Annotated in this window: 29 protein-coding genes; 15 read left to right on the forward strand and 14 right to left on the reverse strand. The window is 57.0% G+C overall.

Features of this window, described 5'->3' with window-relative positions; all coding sequences use genetic code 11:
* Window positions 1–164 precede the first annotated feature (164 nt).
* The 7 genes from Hhyl2_RS19975 (at window position 165) to Hhyl2_RS20005 (ending at window position 5,913) form a co-directional block, all read left to right on the forward strand.
* Window positions 165–1,118: an ArdC-like ssDNA-binding domain-containing protein gene (locus Hhyl2_RS19975; RefSeq protein WP_483552561.1), complete on the forward strand. Its 954-nt coding sequence runs from the start codon at window positions 165–167 to the stop codon at window positions 1,116–1,118.
* Window positions 1,119–1,353: 235 nt separating this feature from the next.
* Window positions 1,354–1,875 carry a winged helix-turn-helix domain-containing protein gene (locus Hhyl2_RS19980; RefSeq protein WP_483552562.1) on the forward strand — a complete coding sequence of 174 codons (522 nt, stop codon included), beginning with the start codon at window positions 1,354–1,356 and terminating at the stop codon, window positions 1,873–1,875.
* Window positions 1,876–2,282: 407 nt separating this feature from the next.
* Window positions 2,283–2,423 carry a hypothetical protein gene (locus Hhyl2_RS19985; RefSeq protein ID WP_168216048.1) on the forward strand — a complete coding sequence of 47 codons (141 nt, stop codon included), beginning with the start codon at window positions 2,283–2,285 and terminating at the stop codon, window positions 2,421–2,423.
* Window positions 2,413–3,654, forward strand: coding sequence for an RNA-guided endonuclease TnpB family protein (locus Hhyl2_RS19990; RefSeq protein ID WP_483552563.1), 1,242 nt, complete (start codon window positions 2,413–2,415; stop codon window positions 3,652–3,654). The genes Hhyl2_RS19985 and Hhyl2_RS19990 overlap by 11 nt, the downstream gene beginning before the upstream one ends.
* Window positions 3,620–3,928: a toxin-antitoxin system TumE family protein gene (locus Hhyl2_RS19995; RefSeq protein WP_483552564.1), complete on the forward strand. Its 309-nt coding sequence runs from the start codon at window positions 3,620–3,622 to the stop codon at window positions 3,926–3,928. The genes Hhyl2_RS19990 and Hhyl2_RS19995 overlap by 35 nt, the downstream gene beginning before the upstream one ends.
* An 81-nt stretch (window positions 3,929–4,009) precedes the next feature.
* Entirely contained in the window at window positions 4,010–4,948 is a 939-nt protein-coding gene (locus tag Hhyl2_RS20000) for a DUF6610 family protein (protein ID WP_483552565.1), read from the forward strand.
* Window positions 4,949–5,235: 287 nt separating this feature from the next.
* Entirely contained in the window at window positions 5,236–5,913 is a 678-nt protein-coding gene (locus Hhyl2_RS20005) for a hypothetical protein (protein WP_483552566.1), read from the forward strand.
* Window positions 5,914–5,935: 22 nt separating this feature from the next.
* Here the strand turns inward: Hhyl2_RS20005 and Hhyl2_RS20010 are convergent, their stop codons facing one another.
* From Hhyl2_RS20010 to Hhyl2_RS20025, 4 genes are read right to left on the reverse strand one after another with little or no spacing between them, the layout of a single operon-like run.
* Window positions 5,936–6,796, reverse strand: coding sequence for a carbohydrate ABC transporter permease (locus Hhyl2_RS20010; protein WP_483552567.1), 861 nt, complete (start codon window positions 6,794–6,796; stop codon window positions 5,936–5,938).
* Window positions 6,796–7,863: a carbohydrate ABC transporter permease gene (locus Hhyl2_RS20015; protein WP_483552568.1), complete on the reverse strand. Its 1,068-nt coding sequence runs from the start codon at window positions 7,861–7,863 to the stop codon at window positions 6,796–6,798. The genes Hhyl2_RS20010 and Hhyl2_RS20015 overlap by 1 nt, the downstream gene beginning before the upstream one ends.
* Entirely contained in the window at window positions 7,805–8,965 is a 1,161-nt protein-coding gene (locus Hhyl2_RS20020) for an ABC transporter ATP-binding protein (protein WP_483552569.1), read from the reverse strand. The genes Hhyl2_RS20015 and Hhyl2_RS20020 overlap by 59 nt, the downstream gene beginning before the upstream one ends.
* 5 nt (window positions 8,966–8,970) lie before the next feature.
* Window positions 8,971–10,254, reverse strand: coding sequence for an ABC transporter substrate-binding protein (locus tag Hhyl2_RS20025; RefSeq protein WP_483552570.1), 1,284 nt, complete (start codon window positions 10,252–10,254; stop codon window positions 8,971–8,973).
* 316 nt (window positions 10,255–10,570) lie between these two features.
* On the opposite strand from Hhyl2_RS20025, the gene melA reads away from it, so the two are divergent.
* From melA to dgoD, 4 genes are all read left to right on the forward strand, one after another.
* The gene (melA, locus tag Hhyl2_RS20030; protein ID WP_483552571.1) at window positions 10,571–11,878 is read left to right on the forward strand and encodes an alpha-galactosidase; all 1,308 of its coding nucleotides are present in this window, start codon (window positions 10,571–10,573) and stop codon (window positions 11,876–11,878) included.
* A 614-nt stretch (window positions 11,879–12,492) separates the two neighbouring features.
* Window positions 12,493–13,278, forward strand: coding sequence for an IclR family transcriptional regulator (locus tag Hhyl2_RS20035; RefSeq protein ID WP_483552572.1), 786 nt, complete (start codon window positions 12,493–12,495; stop codon window positions 13,276–13,278).
* A gap of 88 nt (window positions 13,279–13,366) precedes the next feature.
* Complete coding sequence (locus Hhyl2_RS20040) at window positions 13,367–14,677, forward strand: sulfatase-like hydrolase/transferase (RefSeq protein ID WP_483552573.1); 1,311 nt, start codon at window positions 13,367–13,369, stop codon at window positions 14,675–14,677.
* A gap of 393 nt (window positions 14,678–15,070) precedes the next feature.
* Window positions 15,071–16,252: a galactonate dehydratase gene (dgoD, locus tag Hhyl2_RS20045; RefSeq protein WP_483552574.1), complete on the forward strand. Its 1,182-nt coding sequence runs from the start codon at window positions 15,071–15,073 to the stop codon at window positions 16,250–16,252.
* Between the two features lie 29 nt (window positions 16,253–16,281).
* On the opposite strand, the gene gfo6 is transcribed toward dgoD, so the two are convergent.
* Entirely contained in the window at window positions 16,282–17,364 is a 1,083-nt protein-coding gene (gfo6, locus tag Hhyl2_RS20050; RefSeq protein WP_483552575.1) for a D-xylose 1-dehydrogenase Gfo6, read from the reverse strand.
* Between the two features lie 367 nt (window positions 17,365–17,731).
* Here gfo6 and Hhyl2_RS20055 point away from each other — a divergent pair, with 367 nt between their 5' ends.
* Complete coding sequence (locus Hhyl2_RS20055) at window positions 17,732–18,577, forward strand: DUF6884 domain-containing protein (protein WP_483552576.1); 846 nt, start codon at window positions 17,732–17,734, stop codon at window positions 18,575–18,577.
* A gap of 1 nt (window position 18,578) precedes the next feature.
* Here Hhyl2_RS20055 and Hhyl2_RS20060 read toward each other — a convergent pair whose 3' ends face one another.
* From Hhyl2_RS20060 to Hhyl2_RS20095, 8 genes are all read right to left on the reverse strand, one after another.
* Window positions 18,579–19,178, reverse strand: a complete 600-nt coding sequence (locus Hhyl2_RS20060; protein WP_483552577.1) for a hypothetical protein — start codon at window positions 19,176–19,178, stop codon at window positions 18,579–18,581.
* The gene (locus Hhyl2_RS20065; protein ID WP_483552578.1) at window positions 19,175–19,477 is read right to left on the reverse strand and encodes a hypothetical protein; all 303 of its coding nucleotides are present in this window, start codon (window positions 19,475–19,477) and stop codon (window positions 19,175–19,177) included. The genes Hhyl2_RS20060 and Hhyl2_RS20065 overlap by 4 nt, the downstream gene beginning before the upstream one ends.
* Window positions 19,478–19,565: 88 nt before the next feature.
* Window positions 19,566–19,907 (reverse strand): DUF5615 family PIN-like protein, encoded by a 342-nt coding sequence (locus Hhyl2_RS20070; protein ID WP_483552579.1) that lies wholly within the window; start codon window positions 19,905–19,907, stop codon window positions 19,566–19,568.
* Window positions 19,907–20,188 carry a DUF433 domain-containing protein gene (locus Hhyl2_RS20075; RefSeq protein ID WP_483552580.1) on the reverse strand — a complete coding sequence of 94 codons (282 nt, stop codon included), beginning with the start codon at window positions 20,186–20,188 and terminating at the stop codon, window positions 19,907–19,909. The genes Hhyl2_RS20070 and Hhyl2_RS20075 overlap by 1 nt, the downstream gene beginning before the upstream one ends.
* A 100-nt stretch (window positions 20,189–20,288) precedes the next feature.
* Window positions 20,289–20,516 carry a zinc finger domain-containing protein gene (locus Hhyl2_RS20080; RefSeq protein WP_483552581.1) on the reverse strand — a complete coding sequence of 76 codons (228 nt, stop codon included), beginning with the start codon at window positions 20,514–20,516 and terminating at the stop codon, window positions 20,289–20,291.
* The gene (locus tag Hhyl2_RS20085; RefSeq protein WP_483552582.1) at window positions 20,450–21,205 is read right to left on the reverse strand and encodes a hypothetical protein; all 756 of its coding nucleotides are present in this window, start codon (window positions 21,203–21,205) and stop codon (window positions 20,450–20,452) included. Before Hhyl2_RS20085 ends, Hhyl2_RS20080 begins: the two co-directional genes overlap by 67 nt.
* A 39-nt stretch (window positions 21,206–21,244) precedes the next feature.
* Window positions 21,245–21,919 (reverse strand): hypothetical protein, encoded by a 675-nt coding sequence (locus Hhyl2_RS20090; protein ID WP_483552583.1) that lies wholly within the window; start codon window positions 21,917–21,919, stop codon window positions 21,245–21,247.
* Between the two features lie 82 nt (window positions 21,920–22,001).
* Window positions 22,002–22,232: a hypothetical protein gene (locus tag Hhyl2_RS20095; protein ID WP_483552584.1), complete on the reverse strand. Its 231-nt coding sequence runs from the start codon at window positions 22,230–22,232 to the stop codon at window positions 22,002–22,004.
* 119 nt (window positions 22,233–22,351) lie between these two features.
* Here Hhyl2_RS20095 and Hhyl2_RS20100 point away from each other — a divergent pair, with 119 nt between their 5' ends.
* The 3 genes from Hhyl2_RS20100 to Hhyl2_RS20110 are packed head-to-tail and all read left to right on the forward strand — an operon-like array spanning window position 22,352 to window position 24,273.
* Complete coding sequence (locus Hhyl2_RS20100) at window positions 22,352–22,591, forward strand: DUF8129 domain-containing protein (protein WP_483552585.1); 240 nt, start codon at window positions 22,352–22,354, stop codon at window positions 22,589–22,591.
* Between the two features lie 57 nt (window positions 22,592–22,648).
* On the forward strand, window positions 22,649–23,314 hold the full coding sequence (locus Hhyl2_RS20105; RefSeq protein WP_483552586.1) for an SWIM zinc finger family protein: 666 nt from the start codon (window positions 22,649–22,651) through the stop codon (window positions 23,312–23,314).
* 56 nt (window positions 23,315–23,370) lie between these two features.
* On the forward strand, window positions 23,371–24,273 hold the full coding sequence (locus tag Hhyl2_RS20110; protein ID WP_483552587.1) for a transcription initiation factor IIB: 903 nt from the start codon (window positions 23,371–23,373) through the stop codon (window positions 24,271–24,273).
* Window positions 24,274–24,671: 398 nt separating this feature from the next.
* Here Hhyl2_RS20110 and Hhyl2_RS20115 read toward each other — a convergent pair whose 3' ends face one another.
* Window positions 24,672–24,848 (reverse strand): DUF7837 family putative zinc-binding protein, encoded by a 177-nt coding sequence (locus Hhyl2_RS20115; protein ID WP_483552588.1) that lies wholly within the window; start codon window positions 24,846–24,848, stop codon window positions 24,672–24,674.
* Between the last annotated feature and the right edge of the window lie 516 nt (window positions 24,849–25,364).

The following is a 25,364-nucleotide window of genomic DNA, read 5'->3' on the forward strand; positions in this document are numbered from 1 at the left end:
CGTGCTCATTTTGCACACCTACTGATCGGCTGATCCTCCCAGTAGCTCTGAAAACAGCACTGCACTCTGACAGCCAGAACAGACACTCCCACACAGCAGCGGTATTTTCTGCCCCCCAGGGGAGGTGCGGGATCGTGCCCGAGAGCGCGATCCGACACAGACCGATGTCGACGATACAGAGCAACCTCCCCGACCAGGAGCACAGCCACCAGACCACTACCTTCGACGATTCGGACAGCCGTGCCGACGACATGCGTGATCGCCTCGATGCGTGGGTCGAAGACCTCGCTGATCTCACCGACGAGGCCCAGGCCAGCGAGCAATTCCAGCGCTGGCTGGACGTCCAATCGAAGTTCCACGATTACTCGGCGCGGAACACGCTGCTGATCAAGATGCAGTGTCCCAAAGCGACCCGCGTTGCGGGGTACAACACCTGGAAAAACGAGTTCGACCGCTACGTCCAGGAAGGCGAGTCGGCTATCTGGATCTGGGCGCCGATCATCACGAACAAGTGTCCCAAGTGCGGGAACTCGCCGTCCTACCACGAGAACACTGACTGTGACTACGACGAGACCGACCCCGACGAGTGGTCGCGCGGACTGGTTGGATTCCGCCCCGCCAGCGTCTTCGACATCTCCCAGACCGACGGCGAGCCACTCCCGGAACTGGAGACCGAGACCCACGGCGACCCGGCTGGACTCGTTGAGGACCTCCTGGCTGCGACCGACGAGATCGGCGTCGACGCCCAGCTCGTCGACTCCGACGACTGGGACCATGGGGCGGCAAAGGGCGTCTGTTCGCGCCGGAGCGTGACGACGACCAATCCCGTGGTCGAGGTGAAACACCAGGACAACAGGGCCGCGGTCGCGAGCGTGCTGATCCACGAGTTCGCCCACGCCAAGCTCCACTTCGACGTCGAGGACGAGACGGAGCGGGACAAGCGTGAGGTCGAAGCCGAGGCCGTCGCCTACATCGTCAGTCGACACTTCGGACTGGACCCGGACAACTCGGCGTTCTATCTCGCGGCCTGGGATGGGGAGGCGGCCGAGACGCTGCGGGACCGACTAGATCGGATCTCGTCGACAGCAGCGGATCTCATCGACGCCGTCGAGGGATAGTGCCGATCGAATACGAGAAACGGACGGAGAGAGTTGTGTCGGCTAAATATTCGGCCCATGAGGTGGTCAGATAACTAGATCAAGGGCCACCCCCTCTCGCTCGAAAGTCGTTCTGGCGTAAGTTATATTTCCACCTCAAATAATATCTTATGTAGGGCATGGTGGATCTCCCACGATATCGGATGCAACATCGACAACTGATCCGGCGTCCCCGAAAACGAGACAGGGCATACGCATGAATTTCGATCCAACCGAGGAATACGACGACGTAAATGAGGCTGCTGTTAGTGACTGGAAGGACGAGACAACGACGCGAGAGCGAATCAAAGCCGTAATCACGCGAACGACTGAGCCAACGCCGGCGTCCGAGATAGCCGAGAAAGCCAGAGCGAGTCAGCCAGTAGTTCGTGATGAGCTCAAGGAACTCACGAACATCGGACTCGTCGAGACAATTGACAGTGGGCAGGGCGCGCTGTACAAGCGCAACGATCAGATGTATATCTATCAGCAGGTGTTGGAGCTGCACGATGCGTACTCGGAAGCGGAACTGGTCGAGACATTGCAGGATCTGAAACAGACAGTCAACGAGATCAGAACCAAACATGACGTCGAGTCACCTGCGGAACTCGCACAACAGCTTGACCCCGATGATCATGACGGCTGGGAGGACCACAGGACGTGGCAAACCGCCCAGAAGAATCTCTACCTCGCGAAAGCAGCGATCAGCTTCTACGATGCTGAAAAAGTGGTTGTCTGACCAATGACGTATCTTGCAGGGAATACGGGGCCGATCAACTACGAGGCACTCCAGCGAATCCGAGATATCTTTCTCAAGAGCGATCCGCTGGTGACCCATCACGACCTCAGTGGTCAGCTCGATCCACAGCCAGAGCTGAATATTACGGTCGACGAGGGCTTTGGCGCTAGCCCGTCCGGGAGGTTCGACATTGTCTGGACGGAACGAGACTGCTACAATTTCCATCTTCATATAGCGAGGGAATCCCGCCCTTCCAGTGAGTGACGAGTGTTCCGACGCTCAGTCGGAACCGAGGAACGAACAGGGCGGGAGGGAATCGCGTAAGCTCCGGGCGACAACCGCCGGGACTGTCGCCTGACTGAATACCAGACGTAAACGTTTAGTTACATGATTACTTACATAGCTCTGTGCGAACCGACGTAGACATGGAGCGGGACGGCGACCTACACGAACGGGTCAAGGAGTATGCCCGTGAAAACGGCATCCGCCACCCACGAGCATACCGCGAGCTAATCGAAAAGGGATTAGAAGCAGCTGATGCCGACTAAGACGCTTGAAGCGACACTCGCGCCGCCGACAGCCCACAAAGAGCGCAAGCTACAGGAACTCCACGACCTGTATCATGAGGGACTACACGAAGCGTTCGAGGCGGGCGCTGATACGCAGTCGGCAGTCAACGACATCGTGACGCCTTACGACCTGCCGTATCAGGTCAAAGACGCACTCAAAAACTACGTGCCGTCGTTAGACGACGCACAGGAATTGAGTGACGACCACCCGACGCGGATGGTCAACCGTGCCGCTCACTTCGACTACTCAGAGGACCGAACACACAGCTACGTGTGGGAAGTCCCCCAACCCGGACGTGGGACGAATTTCTGGATTCCGCTCTGCATCAACCCTGAACAGGAGCAACTGTGGGCTGACCTACTGGACGGGAACGTGTCGCCCGGTCAACTCCAGCTGATACAGAATCGCGCGTCGTGGACGCTACACATCGCTGTCGAGTATTCAACCGAAGACTCCGACTATGATACCGACAGCGACGACGTGACGCACATCGGTCTGGATATTGGTGAATCGTCGCTTATCATGGGCTGTGCCCTCAGAGACGGTTCACCGACCCGCCCGCTTGTGTGTGACGGGAGCCGTGCGAAGCATCTCCGCAAAGAGATGCACACCACCCTGAAACGACTGCAAGAGCGTGACGCCGCCGAGTGGCGGATAGACGAACGGTTCGACCACTACCAGAACGCCCTCACAGATATTGTCGAGAAGGCGTCTCGGCAGGCTATCGAGTACGCCCGGCAATTCGAGAAGCCAGTTCTGGTGATGGAGGACCTGATGTACATCCGCGAATCGCTGGACTGTGGCAAATTCATGAACCGTCGACTCCACGCATGGGCGTTCGCTCGATTGCAAGGCCGTATCGAGGACAAAGCGCGAGAGGCGGGTATCCCGGTTGAATACGTGAACGCCGCATACACCTCGCAAACATGCCACGAGTGTGGTCACATCGGCTATCGAGACGGTGGCGGAGAGTTCCACTGTACGCATGACGAGTGCCATATCACGACGTTTGAGGGTGATATAAACGGCGCTATCAATATCGCACAGCGGGCAGACCCGTGGGGAGAGAGCGTGCCGCTGAAACCGGCAGGCAATGACTCGTCACGGGACGGGAGTGCTTGTGACAGCACCACGACCCACACCGAACAGAGCGAATCAGAGCAGATGACGCTCATTGAGTTCGGGTCGAAACCCACTGCCAGCGATTAGCTGGTATTCCTATGCAGGGAAGCCGCGCCGTTCACGGCGCGGAGGATGTCACTACACCGAACCAGATGGCATCGACTTTCGCTTCGATCGCCATCCGGAACCGAACGTCGCAGAGAAGCACTTCCACGAACCACCGGATGCGAGCACGAGAGTTCCCTCGTGTATCGAGGTCGAAGCGGTCGAAGTCATCACGCGAGCCGTGTTGAAATGCTGGCGAACAGCACTGGAACGTGACGACCCCACGCTTGTCAATACGCGCTCGAATCCACCCTAGCCCATCTTTCTGTAACCAGTAGGGCGGGTTTTGTGGCGCGCTTGCCAGCTGGGCGCGCCCGACAGTGGCGCGCGATACTCGATGTCCTCAGAAACGCTCCACTCCTGGTCAGCGACGGCCATCGGCGACGCACAGCGCGCAGACTACATCGGATTCCTCCATCGCGAACCCTTCGTGATCGACGCCTATGCACGGGGGTTCGCCGTCGGCGTCCGCGAGGACTACTCCTACCAGTCCTCGCTCCGGAACGTCGACGTCCCGGTCGAGATCCTCGACAACGACTTTCGGAATCCCGACCTTGACCGGTACATCCAGCGGTTCGAGGCCCACGAGCCGTCGGTCGGGATACTCGGCGATGCATACGACCGCCAGGAGGCCAGACAGTACAACGAGGCCGCACGGGAGTTGAAGCGGAAGTTTCCGGGGACAGAGGTCATCATCGTCCCGAAGTGCCGGGCAGCCATCGACGCGATCGACAAGGACATCGTACTGGGGTATCCCCTGGGGTACTCGAACAAGACCGCCGACGAGTACACGGATATCGTGGACTGGCGCGGGCGGCGGGTGCATCTCTTGGGTGCGAGTCCGCCCAAACAGTACGAGGCCATCGAGGCGCTCACACAGCCGCGTGTGACCGGCGAGGAGCCAGCCGATATCGTCGGGCTCGACTGGAATGGCATCCACTTGGCGGCGCTGCACGGCGAGTATTTCACGCCACACGGCTACGGCACGGCCGACCACCTCTCGATCCGGGAGACGGTTCGCGAGAGTCTGGACTGGATCAAGCGATTCTGGCAGGACAAGGGCGTCTGGCCCAGCAGCGGAGACACTCGGAGTCCGCTGGAGACCGAGCCGATGGACCCCGTCTGGGCCGTCGACGGCAGCCGGGCGACTGCGGAGGCTCTGGAGGACGCCATCGTCGTCGAATACGAGAACGGCCAGACGCTCGCCTTCCGCGATCAGCACGAACGAGAGCGAATCGAATATCGCGAGGGGATGACGCCGACTAAGATAGTTTGAGCACATATATAATTATCTCTTATATGTACAAAAGAGAAGTATATATTGGTATTTATCAAATTTTTGTACATAGTTAGGAGTACTTATGCTGAAATTTGGTAAATTTGTTATTACTTTTCTCAGTTACCGTTATACTATGACTTACATCCTATTGAATAAGTCTCGATCATGATTAAAGACACTAATTTCAGCTTCCTTATCTCTGTCAACCTGTTGATTACCGCGGCAGTCTGAATAGATTAGACAAATACTATGATGTACTGACCTGTGAATAGAACATATAGACAATGGCCCAATCTGAGATTAGCCTGGGAGATGTTTGCCGTGGCATTATACAGGTTAGCTACAAAGATGCGCTCACACTCGCCTGGTCAAGTTTATTAACTATTCTTGGTTCGATTCTGTTACTCACGATCGGTGCATCAATCATTGCGCTTATCGAGATGTGGATCGAGACGATTTCGTCCGAGTCAGAGGGAGAACCAATTAGTGAACGGGACCGCCTTACCATGTTCATTTTTGAGTGGCGAAACAATCTATTCGTGGGCCTTCCGTACAGTGTCTTATTGCTTGTTATCGCAGGTGGGGGATATCTGTACCTGCTAATTGGCCTGACGAGTGCCAATCTTTTTGCACTCCTCTGGGCGCTACTTAGCCTCTATCTGATCGTGATCGTTCTTGTCTGGGTTTTCAGAGCGGCCAGTATCCGGATGCGAACGCAATCACAGTCCAGATCGGGATTCCGGGAGACGATGGAACGAGCCGCTTACAGTCTCGTCGAAGAGCCTGCCTTCACCGTGTTGTACCTCGTCTGGGGCGGGTTGATAATCTCCCTCACGCAGATTTTTCCCCCGGCTTTCGTCCTCTTGGGCCCTGGGCTTCTGGCTGTGACTGAAACCGTCGCTTTCGAAGAACTATTCGGTGATGGAGCGGGAAAAATTCGGACTGGTTACGCGCGTCGATAACGAGGGTATCGGATCGAATCAGTCACCCCTTCACACCCGAGAGAGTCATTCCACGAATGAAGTACCGTTGGGCCGAAAGGAAGACGAGGATCACAGGCATCACGATGATAGCCGCTGCAGCCATTACGAGGCCCCATTCGGTAAAGAACTGATTTCGAACGCTGAATAGCGCAACCGGTAGCGTGTACATCTGATCACTGCTTGAGATGATGAGTGGCCACTGGAAGTTGTTCCACGTCATGATGAACGTGTAGATCCCCAGCGTTGCGAGTGCTGGTTTTGCCAGTGGCAAGTACACCTTGTAGAAGGTCTGCAGTTCATTACAGCCGTCAATCTTTGCGGCGTCACCGAGTGCCGAAGGCATCCCCTTGAAATGCTGTCGTAGGAGGAAGATGCCGATCGGATTCGCTATCATCGGTGCGATAAGTCCCTGGTAGGTATTCACCCATCCGAGTTCGGCCAAGAATACGTAGACAGGAATCAGCGTCACCATCGCCGGGATCATCATTGTCGACATGAACAGGAGGAAGAACTTCTCCCGGCCGACGAAGTCCACTTTCGCGAGTGCGTAGCCGGCAAGGCTGTCAAACACCAGATTGAAGGCGGTGACTGATCCTGCGAAGACGATTGTATTGAGGAACCACTTACCGATTGGCTGGGTTCTGAACAATGTCTGGAAGTGTTCAAGTGTTGGGTTCGACGGCAAGAGTTTGATTGACGCTGCCGACGGATTCGCCGTGATCGACGTCGCTAGCATCCACCAAAACGGGAGCGACCAGAGCAAGGCTCCCCCAATGACTCCAGCATAGAGAATCGTAGTCTTCGTCCAGTAGGTTGTACCCGACCGTTCGTATCCGGGATAATCGTAGTTTGACCGTGGCATTAGTACGACACCTCGTTCTGTTGATTGAGCTGATACTGATAATAGCTGAATACGAAGACGATTGCGAACAGTATGAACGCCATCGCCGCTCCCTCTCCGTAATTACTGTTCTCGAAGGCCGTCTGATAGATAAGCACGACTGTGGTCGTCGTCGCATGGTACGGCCCACCTCTGGCGAAAACGAGCGCGATACCGAACACCTGGAAGGTCCCAATGATGGAGAGAACAATGACAAAGAAGTGCGTGTTCCGTAGATTGGGCCACGTGACTTCTTTGATGCGTTGCCAACCGGTCGCGCCGTCGATACGCGCAGCCTCGTACAGTTCCTCGGGGATACTCTGTAGGCCAGCGAGATAGAAAATCATATTGAATCCAATACCGCCCCAGAGGCCGATGAGCATGAGGCTACCGAGTGCCGTCCCGGGGTCGTTCGCCCACGCGTTCGCGAGCCCGAACGGACGCAGGAACTCGTTGACGACCCCGTTGTTCGCGAGCAGCCACCGCCAGATGACACCGCTGGCTGCAGATGTCAGCATCACGGGCATGAAGTAGGCTGCCCGTAGTGGTTTCTTCCCACGGATGCGCATATCGAGTGCGAGTGCGAGGAAGAAAGCACCAACGATCTGTGCGGGGACAACGACAATGACGTATGCGATGGTGTTACGAAGTGCGAACCACCACAGATTATACGACGGACTCCGCAACGATGCCCAGTTGTTCTCCCACGGCCACGGCGTCAGTACCTCGACGTAGTTTTGAATTGGAAGACGGACGCCAAAGAGCGTGGTCCACGCCCACTCGCCCGAACTCGTGAACACGTTCCAGTTTTGTGTCGAGAGGAAGAGCGCGAACAGCACCGGCCCAAGAAGGAAGAGCGAGAATACGACGAAGTTCGGGAGCAGAAGGAGTAATCCGGCAAGATTGTTCTGATCGGCGTGTCCGAAATTGGTAACGGACTCGCTAAGGCGGCCGATCCGCTGTCGGACGGTGACGGAGTCTGTCTTATCGTCAACGGCCATGACTTGACACCCCCTCTCGACTGAGAATCCCGGGGGGTCGTTCGTCACTGCGTTCGCGATTGAACACCGCAGTGCCGGTCTGTTGGTCGAACGCATGGATACGGTCAGCAGGGAACCGAACGCGAACACGATCTCCCTCGTCAACGATATGTTCGCCAGTAACAGAAGCGGTTATTTCGATACCGTCTTGTTCGAGATGCAGGAGATTCATGCTCCCCATCGGTTCCACGACACTGACGTTCATCTCCATCGTCCGAGGCCCATCTTCGTCGGTTAGTTCGATGTCTTCAGGTCGGATCCCCACTGTCACCGAACTCGCGGCCGCCGATTCGATTGCCGACTGCTGCTCGTCAGTGAGGGGATACCGTATCAGGTCCAGTTGGAGCTCTCCATCAGCCGGTGTCCCTTCGATGAAATTCATCGACGGTGAACCGATGAAACCCGCGACGAACTGGTTTGCGGGCTCGTAGTAACACTCCAGCGGTGTCCCGATTTGCTGGAGTTGTCCATCGTTGAGGACTGCGATACGGTCGCCCATGGTCATCGCCTCTGTCTGGTCGTGGGTCACGTACACAGTCGCTGCGCCGAGCTGTTGGTGTAGTTCCTGAAGCTCCGTCCGCATCTGTGTCCGGAGTTTCGCATCGAGATTCGAGAGCGGCTCGTCCATGAGGAAGATCTCCGGGTCGCGGACGATGGCCCGGCCCAACGCCACGCGCTGCTGTTGCCCACCGGAAAGGGCCTTGGGGCGACGATCGAGCAGATCTGTGATCGACAGCATCTCTGCCGCGTCCTCAACCCGCTCAGTGATCTCCTCGTCGGGCAAATCGGTCGACATTTTCAACCCGAACGACATGTTCCCGCGGACAGTTCGCTGCGGATACAGCGCGTAGTTCTGGAACACCATAGCGATGTCACGGTCTTTGGGCTTAACGTCGTTGACGACAGTATCACCGATCTTGATCTCACCATCGGAAATAGTTTCGAGCCCGGCGATGAGCCGTAGAGTCGTCGATTTTCCGCATCCTGACGGTCCGACGAGGACCAAGAACTCTCCATCTTTGATCTCGATGCTCAGGTCATCTACAGCGACCACGTCGTTTCCGTCACTCTCGAAACGTTTTCTAACGTCGGTGAGTGTCGTATCTGCCATCGTTACTAGAATACTTCGCTGTTGAGTTGGCGTTCGGCGTCTTTCAAGGCCGCATCAGCAGATTTCGCGCCGGTCACAGCGCCTTCTACCTCAGACATGACCGTGTCGACGACTTCCGAATGGTTGATTCCGAACAGGAACGGCCGCCCGTAATCGGCCAAGTTCGTCATCCCGTCGAGCAACGGTCGGTCGTCGTAGAACTCTTTATCAAGAAGTGACTCCCGTGCAGGCAGTGCAGTCCCGGTTTTTGTCCACTGCCACATCCCCTCTTTGCTGGTGAGAGACTTTATCAACTCCGCAGAGGCCTGCTTGGTGTCCTGCTGTGAGGAGGCCGACCACGAGGTTGTGAACACGATCGTCGCCTGTTGCCCACCACTTGGAATCGGCATCGGATCCGCGACCGACAACGAATCAGCAACCGACCCGTATTCTTCGTTGAGTGTCGAGATCGACCAGGCACCGGTCATTGCAGCTGTCACGGTCTCTTGACCAAGCGACGGCGCTGCCCACGTCGGACTGATTTCGTTCCCATAGACGGCTGCGAGCCCGTCATTACGGAGATCGAGAAGGTATTGTAGTGCCTCGATAGCAGCCGTGGAACCGACGACACATTCCGAGTTATCCTCGGCAAGCACGCGTCCACCGTTCTGCCAGATGAGCTGAACAAGGGTGTTTCGTGGTCGGCTTCCGAACGCGAACGGATACTCGACATCCGTATTCGCCTTGACCGTCTCGAATGCGGAGCGAAGTTCGCTCCAGGTTTCTGGCGAGGTGTTCGCCCCTGCGTCCTCAAGGTGACCCCCGTTTATGAACAGGCCAACAGGGGTGAAGTCTTTCGGAATTCCGTAGGTTGTGCCTTCGTATTGGAACGCCGAAAGGAGATTGTCCAGGATGTCGTCGTATGCATACCCGTCCGACCCCTCTACATAGGAGTCCAGAGCAAGCAACGCACCGTTTTGCATGTACTGAGGTGCTGAACCCGAGGCCAGATAGAAGACTTCGGGTTCAGTTCCCCCAGAGAACTGCGTCTGAAGCTTGGTCGAGTACTCGCTGAAGGGGATGTTCTGGTATTCGACATTGATGTTCTGGTTAGATGAATCGTAGTCCTCGAGGATACTCTCGACGATACCGGACTCGACATCACCACCCCAACTTGCCACGTTGAGTGTTGTCGTCTGCGAATTACTGTTTCCTCCCTCTTGGCTATTGGAAGTGTCAGTCGTTGCTTGGTTGTCGGAACCGCTACAGCCTGCAATTCCTGTTGCGATACCCGCACCGATGGCACTCACTAAGCGTCGACGGCTGATGCTTTGACTTGGAGACATTGTCTGTCCGGTTCAACCATCTAATTGTTACTATTTATATTTTACGTCGTCGGAAGGGGGTGCCCCAAAATCAGTCAATCCCAACGCGGACCTCGCGAAACGTATAACGAGGTCAAGGAGTGGATACTGGACTTGGGAAATTTGCTTGAAATCGGTCTCAAAATGGCCTAATTCTCCTGTAGAGTAATGACGAGAGTGTGTGGGATATTGGTAGCACAGAGAGTAGCGTGGATCTGATCAGCGATACATTTATTATTACCTATCAAGCACGATAGCACGTATGCCGAAGATAAGCTTCATTGGAGCAGGGAGCATGGTATTCGCAACCAAACTAGTCGGTGATATCCTCTCATTCGACGAGCTGGAGGAGAGTACCATCGCCCTGATGGACATCGACGAGCATCGACTCAATCAGACGACCCAAGTAGCCGAGGCGATGGTCGAAAACGAAGGACTCGACGCGACAGTCGAATCGACGACCGACCGTATCGAGGCGCTAGAGGACGCCGACTACGTCCTGAACATGATCAATGTCGGCGGCACCGAGCCGTTCGAAAACGAGATTCGAATTCCAGAGGAGTACGGCGTCAAGCAAGCCATCGGGGACACGATAGGCCCAGGAGGCATCTTCCGTGGACTGCGAACGATCCCGACTATGCTAGACATCGCGAGTGATATGGAAGAGGTCTGCCCAGACGCCCTATTACTGAACTACACCAACCCGATGTCGATTCTCTGCCAAACGATGTTTGAGGCGACGGAGATCGAAACAGTCGGACTGTGCCACAGTGTCCCTCACACCGCCGAAGCCATCGCGGACTACGTCGATGTTCCCGAAGAAGAATTGGAGTACTGGGTTGCAGGTGTCAATCACGTTGCGTGGTTTATTGAAGCCACTCACGACGGCGAGAGTGTCTATCCAGCACTGCACGAGGCCTACGACGATCCCGAAACCTACGAGCGGGACACCGTTCGTTTCGAGATGATGAACCACTTCGGCTACTTCCCAACTGAATCCTCCCACCATATGTCGGAGTACGTCCCGTACTTCCGGACCGAGGATGGGTGTATCGAGGAGATGGGGGGAACAGACTACGCCGAACGCATGCCTACCGGAACGTACCTCGAAGGGTGGCAGGCCCGATCGGAGGAACGCGACGATCCCGAACTCGGCGTTGACTTGGACGACGTCGGTGTCGAACGCTCAGAGGAATACGCCTCACGGCTCATCCACTCTATCGAGACGGATACGGCCCGACGGTTCAACCTCAACGTCAGCAACGAGACAAACGCCATCGAATCTCTGCCGAACGACGCCTGTGTAGAAGTTCCGGTCCTCGTCGACGGGACAGGTCTTCATCCATGCTCTGTCGGCGAACTCCCCAAATCTATCCGTACCTTCCCCCAACAGCACACTAACGTCTACCAACTCGTCGTCGAGGGGGCACTGGAGAACGATCGCGAGAAGATTCACCGTGCAGTCAAACAAGACCCACTCACGGCGGCACAGTTGACTCTTCCCGAGATCCACGAGATGACCGAGGAACTGATCGACGCCAATCAGGAATATCTGCCACGTCTTGAGTGAACGGGACGTAGGCGACACAGTGGGACGTGCTTCTATCGATGCCTCATCTGCTGTCGTTCGACTACAGTATCACGCTGTTGACTCTCCTCGCACATCGTCGTCTCGCACCACCCGCGCTATCGGAAAGATGAGACTCAGAAACGCGTCAATGCCTGCGATAAGAAATTCACATATCATGAACTATTTCCCAGTTTGTGTGGGTTGGTGACTCACGCCTGGAAAACGGTGTTTGCGTTAATGAATGAAGGCAGAGAAGCAGCATCAAGAGTATGCTATTCACAAAATATGAACAGATTTCAATTTGGTCGGTTCGCTGGCAGTGGAGTCGCGTGAAATGTATTCGCCGCCGAAGGTAACAGATGTACTTCTGGTATTTCCGATTGCCACGACCCGAGCGTTGCCGGTAGAAAAGAAGACTCATCAAATGAATTATCAGTCTTTCTCGACGGTGGTATAGACAAATTTGTGTAGCAACGGCCAACGTGCCGAACCCTCGGCAGTCCCGTGCATGTGGGACTCACTTTATCAAAGAGATGTTTTGTAAGTGTAACAGTAAGGACTCGTGTTCATAATCCATGAATAGAATTATATGGCTCGCGTCTGAACACTGTCTCATGCCCAGACATCTCATCCCAAATGTAGACGACTTGGACAAGCCCGTCGCGAAGACCACGGTGACGAGCTTTCGGGTCATTGACGCAATGACCGGGAGAAAAGCCGTCGGAGTCAGTGAGTTAGCTGACGAACTCTCCTTACAGAAGGGAACTGTACACAAGCACCTCACGACTCTGGAGCAATTAGACTACGTAGTCAAAGAAAACCGGAAATACAGATTGAGTATCGGATTTATGGAGATCGGAGCTAGCGTGCGTGCACAGATGGAACTGTATCGTGTCTCGCACGAACCACTACAGAAGCTCGCAGAGGCGACAGGTGAAGTAGCGAGCGTGATGATTAAAGAAGGAAAGTGGGGAGTCTATATGGTTTCCATCAGAGACGAGACCCGGCCCAGCACTGAGTTATTCGAGGGGGAGCGCGTTCCACTTCCCGCGACAGCCGGCGGGAAGGCGATCCTCGCCTACCTTCCGGACGCCGAGCGTGAACGCGTACTGGACGACTACGAGCCCACCGCATACACTGAAAATACGGTCACCGACAAAGATGCGATCCGTGAAGAACTCCGGTCTGTTCGAGATGACAGGCTCGCCCGTGACCGTGGGGAGTTAGATCTCGACCGGCACTGCATCGCAGCCCCGATTACTGATTCGGAGATGACCGCCGTCGGTGCAGTGACTGTATCCGGACCGGCTGAGCGGATGCGGATGGAATCGTCCGAGTACGACATACCCAGTATCGTCGGGAGTACAGCAACCTCGATTCGCAACAAGGTGATGCAATGAGTCGCGATCCCTGGCAGTCGGACAGAGTGATCGAGGCACAGAGTGGGGTTATGGCATGAATTCAATAGAATCTCACCCCAACGTACTGATGGTGCTCACGGACCAGCAACGGTGGGATACGCTCGGTGTATACGGTTCACCGATGGACCTCACGCCGACTCTCGATACGCTCGGCGAGTCCGGGACGGTACTCAAACAAGCAATAACCCCCCAACCGGTTTGCATGCCGTTTCAAGCCAGTATCCAGACCGGGCAGTTCGCTACGGAGACCGGCGTCTGGCGTGGCGGAATGAGACTTGACGATGGGGTGCGTACACTGCCTGAGCAGTTCGCCGAGGCCGGCTACGATGTAGGGTTTGTTGGGGGTTGGTACCTCGCCGGTACCTTCGAAGATCCCGTGCCGGAGTCGCTCCGGGGCGGGTACATGGACTTCTGGCGTGCTGCCGACGTTCCTGAATTTACCTCTCAACCGACGGAAGGACATCTCTACGACGAGTCAGGAGAGAAAGTCACTTTCAACAGCTATCGGACGGACGCATTCACCGAGTACGGACTCGAAGCCATCGAAACCCTGACCGAACCGTTCTTTCTCGTCATCTCGTATCTCGAACCCCACCATCAGAACGATATGTGGACATTCGTTGCTCCTGAGGACTATGCAGAGCGACACGGTTCGGAACCATCTATTCCTGCCGATCTCAAGTCCCAACCAGGTGATTGGTTCGAAGAGCTTCCTGACTACTACGGGATGATCAAACGATTGGACGAAGCGGTCGACGACTTACTGACCGGACTGGCGGATCGAGGGGCACGTGACGACACGGTTTTCGTGTATACCTCTGACCATGGCTGTCACTTCCGGACACGTCCTGGAGAGTACAAACGAACGCCCCATGAATCCGCAGTCCGGGTGCCTGCACTGCTATCTGGTCCAGGGTTCGAAGATGCGAGGAACATTGATCGTGTTACTAGTCTCATCGACATTCCCCCGACGCTTCTCGATGCTGCCGGGCTGCCAACGCCAGACTCTATGCACGGTGATAGCCTTCTCGACGTTGTAAGCGGCGATGAACTCGACGAAGATGGCGAAGCGTTCATCCAAATCAGTGAATCACAAATCGGAAGAGCGATTCGTACCGATCGGTGGAAATACGCTGTCGCCGCACCGAAGCTCACTGGCTGGCGTGGCGGCAACGGTGACCCGGCGAGTGACGTGTACGTCGAGCGTTACCTCTATGATCTCTACGAGGATCCCGCTGAACAGGTCAACCTTGCTGGTCGTCCTAACTACCGCAACGTAGCTGACGATCTCCGTGAAACGTTACTAGAATATCTCACAGAAATCGAGGATGTCAAACCAGAGATCAAAGCACGCGATCGGGGGTTTACCGAGTACTGAATCGGCCACTGTTAGTGCCATATTCTAACAGATGTACACTTGATATTGGATCGAGATGATGCTGGAGAAACGGTCAACAGTTGGTGTCGATGCACATACAATATTCACGATATATGAACATATTCATCAAGTCCCGTAGCCATGGCTGAGCAAGTAAAGCAACGGATTAGTCTCTGTGACGCTCGTTTATCCAGTATCCTACTGTGATCAATTCGGTCGGCTGAGAGGGATTAATCTGTGTTCACATAATATGAATTGCCACAGCAGCGAGACGGTTCCTACTGTCCCAAAACATTAAATAGGTTGCCAGAGAACTGTCTTTTAACATCCAAATTTACACTGCCTGAAACAGTATGAGGCTGCGGCAAGAGATGGATGTGCACAGGAGCAAGCATGAGTTCACAACTGGCCAGCGACACAACAAATCGAATCGTTGACTACGAACTGTTCGAAGTACCGCCCCGATGGCTATTCCTGCGGTTGGAGACCGCCGATGGAACGATTGGGTGGGGGGAGCCGGTGGTCGAAGGACGAGCACGTACCGTTCGGACCGCCGTAGAGGAGCTACTCGACAAATACCTTGTTGGGACAGATCCGTCCCGAATAGAAGATCACTGGCAAACGATGTACCGGGGCGGCTTCTACCGTGGTGGCCCAATTCTCATGAGTGCGATCGCGGGTATCGACCAAGCACTTTGGGACATTAAGGGGCAGGAACTCGGCGCACCTGTTCACCGACTCTTAGGTGGGCCAGCGCGAGAGCGCGTGCGAGTATACCAGTGGATCGGCGGCGATCGTCCAGCGGATGTGGCCGACCAAGCAGAAGCGAAGGTCGATGCTGGGTTCTCCGCACTGAAAATGAACGCAGTGCCTGAAGTTCAACGGGTCGACGCTCCAACGACAATCCAAGCTGCAAAAGACAGGCTTCGGGAGGTTCGAGATGTTGTCGGTGAGGATATCGATGTCGGTATAGATTTCCACGGTCGCGTCTCCAAACCGATGAGCAAGCGGTTAGCGAAAGAACTAGAATCGCTTGAGCCGATGTTCATCGAAGAACCCGTTCTCCCCGAACATAACGATGTACTCCCCGAAATCGCCGCACACACGACAATTCCGATAGCCACCGGTGAACGGATGTACTCCCGGTGGGACTACAAGGAGATCTTCGAGGACGGCTGTGTTGATATCATCCAACCGGACCTCTCGCATGCTGGTGGTATCACCGAAGTCGCAAAAATCGCGTCGATGGCCGAGGCCTACGACGTGGCCATGGCTCCCCATTGTCCGCTGGGCCCTATTGCACTGGCCTCGTGTGTCCAGGTCGATGCTTGCGCACCCAACGCGCTCATTCAAGAACAGAGCCTAGACATCCACTATAACGAAGGAAGTGACGTACTGGACTATCTCATAGATTCATCAGTATTCGAGTATGAGGACGGCTACGTCGCTATTCCAGAGGATCCAGGTCTTGGAATTACTATCGATGAGGACCACGTCCGGGAGATGGCCCAACAAGATGTCGACTGGCACAATCCCGTCTGGCGACATAACGATGGTAGCGTAGCTGAGTGGTAATCCTCACCAGAGTCCAAACTGCCAGTTTCCTAACATACTGTCCGAATCGAGACCCGCTCACCGCTGTCAGCGGCCTCGTGGATAGCCTCGATAGTCCGCATATCGACGAGTCCGTGTTCACCATCGAGACTGGTTGGTTCCTCGGTCAAGAAACTGTGGCCGGCGTAATCAAATAGCTCGGTCATCTGATCGCGCTGAGACATATCAAACCGAACTGTATCCTCGCCAACGGTGACAGCGAGTTTCGTTTCCATGTGGAACGCGGGATCGAACTGAATCGTACCTTCTGTGCCGGTTATTTCGAGATGTGACCTAGCAGTTGCGTTCTGGCTGGCCGTACAGGTAGCATAGACACCATCATCGAATGTTATCGAGAACGACGCATGTTCATCGGGTACGGCATCGAATGCATCATGATCGGATCGCATCGTCGCTTGGACACTCACTGGATCCACGTCAAGCAGGAACCTTGTCGTATTCAGCGGATAGATGCCGAGATCCATGACCGAAGTGCCATATCCCGTTAGGTCGGGATCAAGTCGCCACTGATTCGGGCTGTTAAAAATGTCGAGCAGGCGCTGAGTGTTTGCTCCATGGACGTATCTGGGTTCGCCGATGACACCCTCTCTAATGATCTCGCGGGCACGTCGTACTACTGGCTCGGTATGCATCCGATACCCGATCAACAAAGACACGCCGTTACTCTCACATATATCAACCATCTCAGCTGCCCGTTCAGTTGTTGCCTCCATTGGCTTCTCGCAAAGGACGTCTTTTCCATGTTCTGCCGCCGAGCGTGCGTAGTCAAGGTGGAAGGCGTTCGGGGTGCAGATGTACACCGCGTCGTAGTCGTCTGTCGCCACACCGTCGTGGAATTCTTCGTAGGTGATCCCACGAGTCGCAGTCCGAACGGAGTCCGAAACCCGTTCTGCCTTGTCGCGAGTACTACTTACCAACACCGACGTCGCGCAGTGATCAGTTGCTTCGATTGCAGGTATTGCTTTTTCTACCGTCCACCAACCCAGCCCGATGAGCGCAAACCGAACTGTTCCCTCTGTAGTCGTCTGCCAATCACGGTGGTCGAACGCAGTCAAGTCTGTTGCGAAGCCCATATATTGGCCATACGTTCAACCAAAATAAATTTATATCTATTCTTTATGCCGAGGGAGGGGAGACTACATTGATCTGATAATAAGTTTAATAATACTATAATATACAGTACTGAATATAAGTTTCCACCCATAATTAATTACACAATTAGCAGCCATCTGGTTCTAGATGATAGCTTGAATGTCCTAATTTACCATATATTTGTCTATATTCGTTGTTTTTCTAGTATATCCCACCATTTTAGCTCTATACTAAGATATATATTTATATATGGGTCCTATTTGTACCGATATTTGGTTGAAACCGTGTTGTAGAGGGGCATATGGTGGCATATTATTCTGACTCCCTGGGGAGGAGAGGGAGTCAACGATGACCAACACGCAGACCGAGCGAACCCGTGGCCGCTTCGTGCTCATCGGTTGTGGCGACGCAAAAACCGACGATCCAGCCGACGCTCGCAACCTCTACACCTCATCCTATTTCGCGGTCAAGCGCAAGTACGCTGAGGCAGCCGTCCAGTGGGCGCGAACCGCCGATCGACGAGCAAACGCCTGGGGCGTCCTCTCCGCCGAACACGGCGTCCTGATGCCCCGCCAGACGGTCGCCCCCTACGATACCACGATCGAGGATCTGCGGGGCGAACCGATCGACGGAGACCCGAACTACGAACTCCCGTCGGGAGACCGAGCCGAGACCCGCCTTGATCAGTGGGCGCTTCGTGTCCACTCGGCTGTGGGCGATTGGCTTCGCCGCCCCTTTGCCGCCGATCAACAGGAGTCGCCCTGCCGGGAGTTGGTCGTGCTGGCTGGCAGCGACTACGTCGACGCGCTTCGCGAGCGCGAGATCTTCGATGGACGGCCGACCGCGATTCGAACCGGTCGCGAGACGTACCGAGCACTCCCGCCGAAAGCGACCGTCCGGTTCCCCTTCCAGGAGCGGGAGTTCGACGGGATGTTCGAGCAGATGGATTGGCTCTCCGACCGGGCCGAGGCCCTCGATGCAGCCGCCACGCCCGCCAGAGAATCGGAGCTCTCGGCCTTCGACGGGGGCTTCGAGCGCGAGCGTGCCACGTGGCAAACGCGCCACAGCAGCGTCGACGTCGACGGCACCGAGCAGGCAGGCCTGGCGGCGTTCGAGGACGTCCCCGACCGGTTCCGTGCCACGAGGCAGACGAGTCTCGCCACCGACGGCGGGGAGGGAGGCCGGGATGTCTAGCTCACGAACTCGTCATATCGAACGGGCAGCGGACGTCCGTGTCGGCACACCGCTCGATCGAGAGACGATCCGGACCACTGAAACTGGGTTCCTGGCAATCTGTGCTGACCATCACTGTAGCTGGCAGGGCTTGTTCCCGAGTCGGGAAATGGCCAGCCAAGCAGTCGAGACACACGTCGAGCGAGCCCGGCGGTCTCCGGATTACGACTACCACTTCGGGAATCAGTATCCCTTCGTCGTCGAGTTGCTCGACGACACGACGGCACGGGTCTGCCCCGACCAGGATCTGGACCCGCTCAAGCCGTGGAAGGCCAGCTACGACGGTGTGCTTCTGCGCCAACGAAAGCCCCTCGTCGAGTGTATCGCAGGACCCGATCAACTTCCCAGCCCGCCGGAGCGCCCAACCCTGATCTGTCGACCGAAGGAGCAGCGCCGCCGTCGTGTCGGGAACGTTCCACCCGATCGAGTTGCTCGTGTGGACCTGGAACTCCCACTCCCCCACAGTGGCGTCGATCGCTGCTTGCTCCTTGTCGATCATCGCCTCCGACCGCCGGCCACCGGCACCAAAATCGCCCAGCGTTGCGGTCCCCTCCGAGCTCATGCCGGGACCTCCCGTCGGGGCCAGCTAGCGACCGTCGCCTCGATGGCGTCGACGATCGTCGCGACGCGGACTTCCAGCCGCGCCGTCTCGTCGAGGTTGACGTCCAGGACCGTCCGCAGTTCCAGAACATCCGGCAGATCCAGGATCTCCGAGTGCCGGGCGACCGCTCGCAGGACCACGGCTTCGAGGTCGTGGTCGCTGGCGTCTTCGCGAGCGCTCTGCACGATGGACTCGACGAACGCCGAGCGATTCTGACACGAGACACCCACACTGCTGGGTCGAGACTGGTTTCGAGACATCCTATCACCTCCCCAGAGGAACACAAAATCGGGGGGAGAGAGGTAGCTGGCCTGTAATATTAGGAAACCGACGAGTTGTCAAACCCTCTCAGAGCCAGTTAGAACTGACATATTCCAGCGTGACATCCTTTTGATCGAGATACTCCGAAAGTTCGTGGACGATGTCGCCAACCTCGCGTGCAGCGAGCGTCTGGTCTTTCTGGAAGAGAACCCCTGGACTCTGAGAAAGGTCCAGTTCGGTGAAAAAATCGTCATCTTGGGTCAGAATTAGCCGATTTTCCGACGTAGCGTAACTGGCGATAGCGATATCAGAACTACCGACCCCAAGATCTGAGACGTCCCGAATCCACTCCACGTCGTGACCGAGCTTCCGGAGATACGTGACCGTCGCACGCTCAATATTCTCGTCGGCCAAGATACGATACGCCATCAGTTCCGGACGTCTTCAGGATCGGTGGTCAGGTGTTCGTGCTCTTCAATCGCAGCCTGTCTGTCAGCTTCGACGGTCCGCATTTCCTCCGGGTGATCGTAATAGTACGTGAGAGCACGATACACATCCGCGACATCAATATCATGGCGGTCAGCCACGGTTCGAGGACTGAGACCACGGTCTTCGATCTGTGTCTTGATGAACTGAACCGTGATTCGTCGTCCCTCTAAATGTGGCTCGTCATGGAGTTCCCGAACGATCTGACGTGCCACCTGACTCATACTAATCTGTTGACTCCCTCGATACTTGAATGGCAGCCCTCGTAACAACTCCTTCGGTTGGAGGCAAGAAAACCGCCGTCATGAGCCGGGTGAAAGAGCATCAAGTCGAAGCTGCTCGCTTGTCTCGCCCAGCGTGAACAGCACAGGGATGCCCGCTTGGACGGCGACACTGGCTGCCGACGTCTGCGCCACAGGACGGGCAGGCAACTTCCAGCGCGGGGTCGCGCTCCCAGTGTTGCCCGCAGGTCGAACACTGGACGGTCACTCGGACCACCGTCCGAGTGTCGACTGCTCGCGGACGCGCTCGACCGGGCAGAGAAACCGCCACTTGTAGCGCTCGCGGATCGGCTTGTCCTCGCGGTTGCTCGCTTGGCCGGGCTCTCGATATCCCGTACAGGTCCAGCCTTTGTCTCGGAGGGCCCGAACCATCGCGCCGTCGAAATCCGCCCGGACCCACGTCAACAGGAACCGGATACCGCGGTCCTCGTAGTCACGAACGAATCGCTCCTGGGAGCGGGCCAGCGCTGCTGACGCGAGGTTGGGCATCCGCACACCCAGACAGATCCGCGCGGCCTCAACGATCGTGTCGCCAGCGACGACCTCGCTGTCGACGACGGGCTCGTCCGTCGCCGGGAGGACCCGGCGGGCTGTTGGCCGAATGCCTCGTGGCAATGCCTCGACGTCGACGGGTTCGGGTCGCAGCTGGCCGTCGACGCCGTATCGGATTCGCTTTTTCGAGATGAGCGGGTAGCGGTAGGTCAACGCGCCGACGAGCGACTCCTGAAAGTACAGCCCATGGTGTGCCAGGTTGACCGACGGCAGCGAGTCCATGTAGGAATGATGTGCCTCGTAGACGGCGGCTGCGGTCTCCCGGTCGATCGGGGCGACGTCGACGTGGTCTGCGAATCGGACCCCGAGCGGCGCCGTGAACGGATCGCCGCCAGCGTGGATCGGACAGTCACAGGAGGTCGTCGACGGACGATGCTGGAACGAGTTCGCTGGTGGGTGAGTGGCCATCCTCTCACTCGCTGGAGGAACAGAAAACCGCGGTGTGGGCTACTGTGAGGACTGTTTCGGCGCGACGAGAACAGCGTCGGCTGGCCCTTCCAAGAGCATCCCGTCCTCGCCCAGGAAGTACAGCGTGTACCGCTCGGGGGAGTACCGGTGGCCGTCGACGAGCGTTGCGAGCGCTCGCGACAGCAACCGCGCCGAGAACAGTGGTCGGCCCGACGGGAACGTGAGTCGTCCGGACTCCAGTGGCCCCCAGGCGTCAAACCGGAACCCTGCTGGCGGCGTGTACGTTTCCCGGGAGACGGCGACGAGATACTCCTGTCCGTCGACGACCTTACCGGTGGAACGACCACGACCCAGGTGGAGCTGGACGAACCCGTCACACTCGTCGGTCACCTCTTTTTGCCAGGAGATGGGGGTCGGGGCGTCGGCGGTGGGCACTGGCGGCCCCTGGACTGCCTGCTCCCGGAGGTGGGTTTTGGCCGCTGCTTCGCTCTCGAACTCCTCACCACAGGTGCAACAGAACTCCTCGTCTTCCGCGTAGTAGCCGTCGGTGTCCTCGATTCGGACTGTATCGCCCTCCCGTAATTGGATACGGTCGACGTACCGCCAGGAGTAGGCCGCCTCGATCTCGTGGTCGCCAGCGAGGTTGGTGAACTGGAAGCCACCGGACTGGTCAGGAGTCGCTGCCTCGGTCGGAGTGGAACTGTCTGTCGACATCCTCTCACCCTCTGGAGGAACAGAAAATGGGGGTCGGCTGCGTCTTAACCAACGAACCCGCGATTATCCCCTCCAGTGTTGGTTAAGCCCAGCGCCGGAGGTCGCTCTGTGCGTCTGTCTGCCCCAGGAACGACAGCCGATCGGAGCCGGGGACACGAACCGCCTCGCCGTCACGAGCGACGTACTCGTTGAGGTAGCGGTGGTCTGTGTCCCGATAGGTTCCGTCTTCGTTGGTCGCGGCCCCTGGCGAGACGTACACGATACTGAACGCGGGCAGGCCGAACGATCGGGTACCGGAGACCTGGAGGACCATTCCATTGCCGGGGCCGTGGCACTCGAGGAGGTCCCCGCGATGCAGTTCCTCGTCGAGAGGTGGCCGCCCGCACTCTGCTCGCGTGAGTTCGTGATGCAAGAGCGTCCGGGGGGCCAGCGATGAGCGACGATCGCGACGCGATCCTCGACGAACTCCCACCCGAGCGGCTGTTGGACAGCGATCACCTCCAGCCGATCCTGGCCGGGATTCGCTGTATGGACTCGGTCGAGACCGTCCAGCAGTACCTTGCCTACGAGAACCGGCACCGGAACCGGACGCCGGTCCAGTCGCACTTGCGGATGCGAGCGCGGGAGCTTCGACGCGACAAAGCCCAGTCCGGTGAGCAGACCCCGAGCTAATTTTCTGCACCCCCGGTGGGTGAGGGGTGTCCCAATGGGGCGTCCCGCCTGCTATCCATGGCTACCACAGAGAGCACACAGATTGACGTCGAGGAGGCTGGCCCGGACAAACGCACTGTCGCCGCACTGACCGAGGTTATGACCGTCTTAGATTCCATCGGTCGAGTGCGGGACGCACCCGGTCTGTTCCTGGTCAACTCCAGTTCTGGCTCGGAGTATCTCGTCGACACCTACCAGGGAACGTGCGAGTGTCCCTGGTCCCAGTACAACCCCGGCCAGGAGTGCAAGCACCGCAAGCGGGTCGGCTTCACGGCCGGCGAGCGACCCATCCCCGAGTGGATCAACGCCGGCGCCCTAGACGACCAGTTTGGGATGCACGTCGACGGCGAGCCATGCCGAACGATGGCCGACGGGGGCGTCGCGCAGGCTCGCGTCGACGATGGCGGCGTCACCGATCCAGCAGAGGACCCCTTCGCAGTCCATTCCGAAGACGAGCCACGCACCAAGCGAGCCAAACGCGAATCTATCGACATCGCCTTCTTGGAACAGCCCGGAGTCTACGAAGTCCACTCAGCGTCGGACAGTCGCTACGAGGTCGACGTCCTCGAGGAGACGTGTACCTGTCCCGACACCGCCGGTCGGTGCAAGCACCTCCGGCGTGTCGATATCGAAATCCGCGAGGGGCTGGTGCCCCGTCCCGACGGCAAGCTTCCCGACGCATAATCAGCAGTGACGCGGTTGTTTTCTGACTCCCTGGGCGGGTAGAGGAGCGATTCTCCATGTCTTCGCGAAGTGTCCAGACACGACTCGACGCATCGACGCAGAACTGTCCCGAGTGTGGCGCCAGCCTGGCCACGAGTGGCCAGGAGACCCACTGTACGGAGTGCGGCCTGGTCGTCGACGAGCAGCCCGTCGACCACGGCCCCGAGTGGCGCTCGTACAACGACGAGTGCAAAGGGAAGCGGACCGGCGCTCCCCGAACAGTCCTGCGCCACGACCGAGGCCTCTCGACGACTATCGGGACCGCCGAGAACTCGGACATCTCCGCAAGTCGGCGGCGGCGACTCTCTCGACAGCGGCGACTCCACAGTCAGTCGAAGTTCGAGAGCAAGCGCGATCGGAACCTCGCGCACGGCCTCGGCGAGATCCGGCGGATGGTCAGCGCCCTTGAACAGGCCCACGCGGTCAGAGAGCGAGCCGCGACGCTCTTCCAGCAGGCCCAGGACGCTAATCTCCTGCACGGCCGGTCGATCGAAGGCGGTGCAGCGGCCGCCGTCTACGCTGCTGGCCGGTGCAACGGCGTCGTTCGGATGAGCGACGTAGCCGACGTCGCTCGGTGTTCGGAAGGGCAGGCCTGGAACTGCTATCGCACGTTCCAGGCGGAACTCGATCTCTCGATTCCGGTTGCCCTGCCCGTCGACTGGGTGCCGAAGGTCTGCTCGGATGTTCCCCAACGGGTACCCCACGACGTGCAGCAGCACGCGAGCCAGCTAGCCGAGCAGGCCACCGAGTCTGCACAGATCAACGGGAATCCGGTCGGCATCGCAGCCGCCGCAGTGTATCTCGCCAGTCGGAGCGCCGACCAGCGAATCACGCAGGAGACACTAAGTGAGGCCGTCGACCTCTCGGTAACAACGATTCGGCTCTGGTTCCAGCGTCTCCAGACCCATATCCACGACTAAGGGCTTCTACAACGGCCGCTGGTAAGACGAAAGTTGGTCAGTACAATGAGTGCGAGTTGCGTCAGGTTGTGTTGTTCGGGTCAAGCGCGTAGTAGACGACAGTCATTGAGACGCCCATCGCGAGCGCCACGGTCGCTATCCGTGGGAGTAACGTCGCGGGAGTATTGCTGGGGGGAGTTCGAGAACCTCCCGCGACAGCTGGGGAGTTGTACAGATGATAGATAGAGTTGGTGGTGCAGTTCGTCAGAGACTGTTTTGAAGGTCGCTAGTGGACCCTATACTGGGCAATGCTTGAGGAGCCACATTCGGGACAGATTTCCGTCGACTGGTCGACAGTGCAGCCGCACTGCCGGCATTCGTGGAGCTGCTGTGATGAGTTCACGAGCTCCCGAATGCGCTCAAGCATCGTCAGTGGGTTCGGGATGGACAACTGTCCCACAGCTGGGACAATCGGCCCAGATAGCGTCCTCGCCATCTGCGTTTTCGTACTCCAGCAGGATATGGAATCGGGTTAGATCCGTCTGACATTCCGGACAGCGCCCGATTCCGTCAGTAGTTGATGACATGTGGGACATGGAGGGCGTTGTGGATGGTTGTATGCACCCCCGTTTGTTAATTATTGTCAATTAGGAATCGGCCTTCGTGACTGAACTGACATTGATTCAGGAAGAGAAACCCAAATTCCCGCGAGGGACGAATGTTCCGACACCTGTCGGCACCGAGGACTAAGCAGGACGGGAATAGATCGCGTAATTTTCGTGTCACCATCTCCGTGACTGTTGGTTTGGACTGGAATCAGATGTGTACGATCGGACACACACACCCGATTCCGAGTTAGTTGGATCAAATTGGTCTCCTTCGCTGAGTAGCCGAGTATCGAGAGTTAGTGGACCAGTCCCTAGCCCTAGTTCTAGGAGCGGTAGCAGCTGTTTGTGGTTTTGGTGGAGCCGTTGCTATGTCCTCTGTTCTTCTACTCTAGCTAGTTTACTAGTCTAGTAACTAGTTGTAACACACCTAGTTCCGAGTTAGATTACCACTCAGCAGACTCTACCACTACGGCTAAACTGGAACTAACTCGGAATCAGGTGTGT

Source organism: Haloarcula sp. H-hyl2, assembly GCF_056934385.1.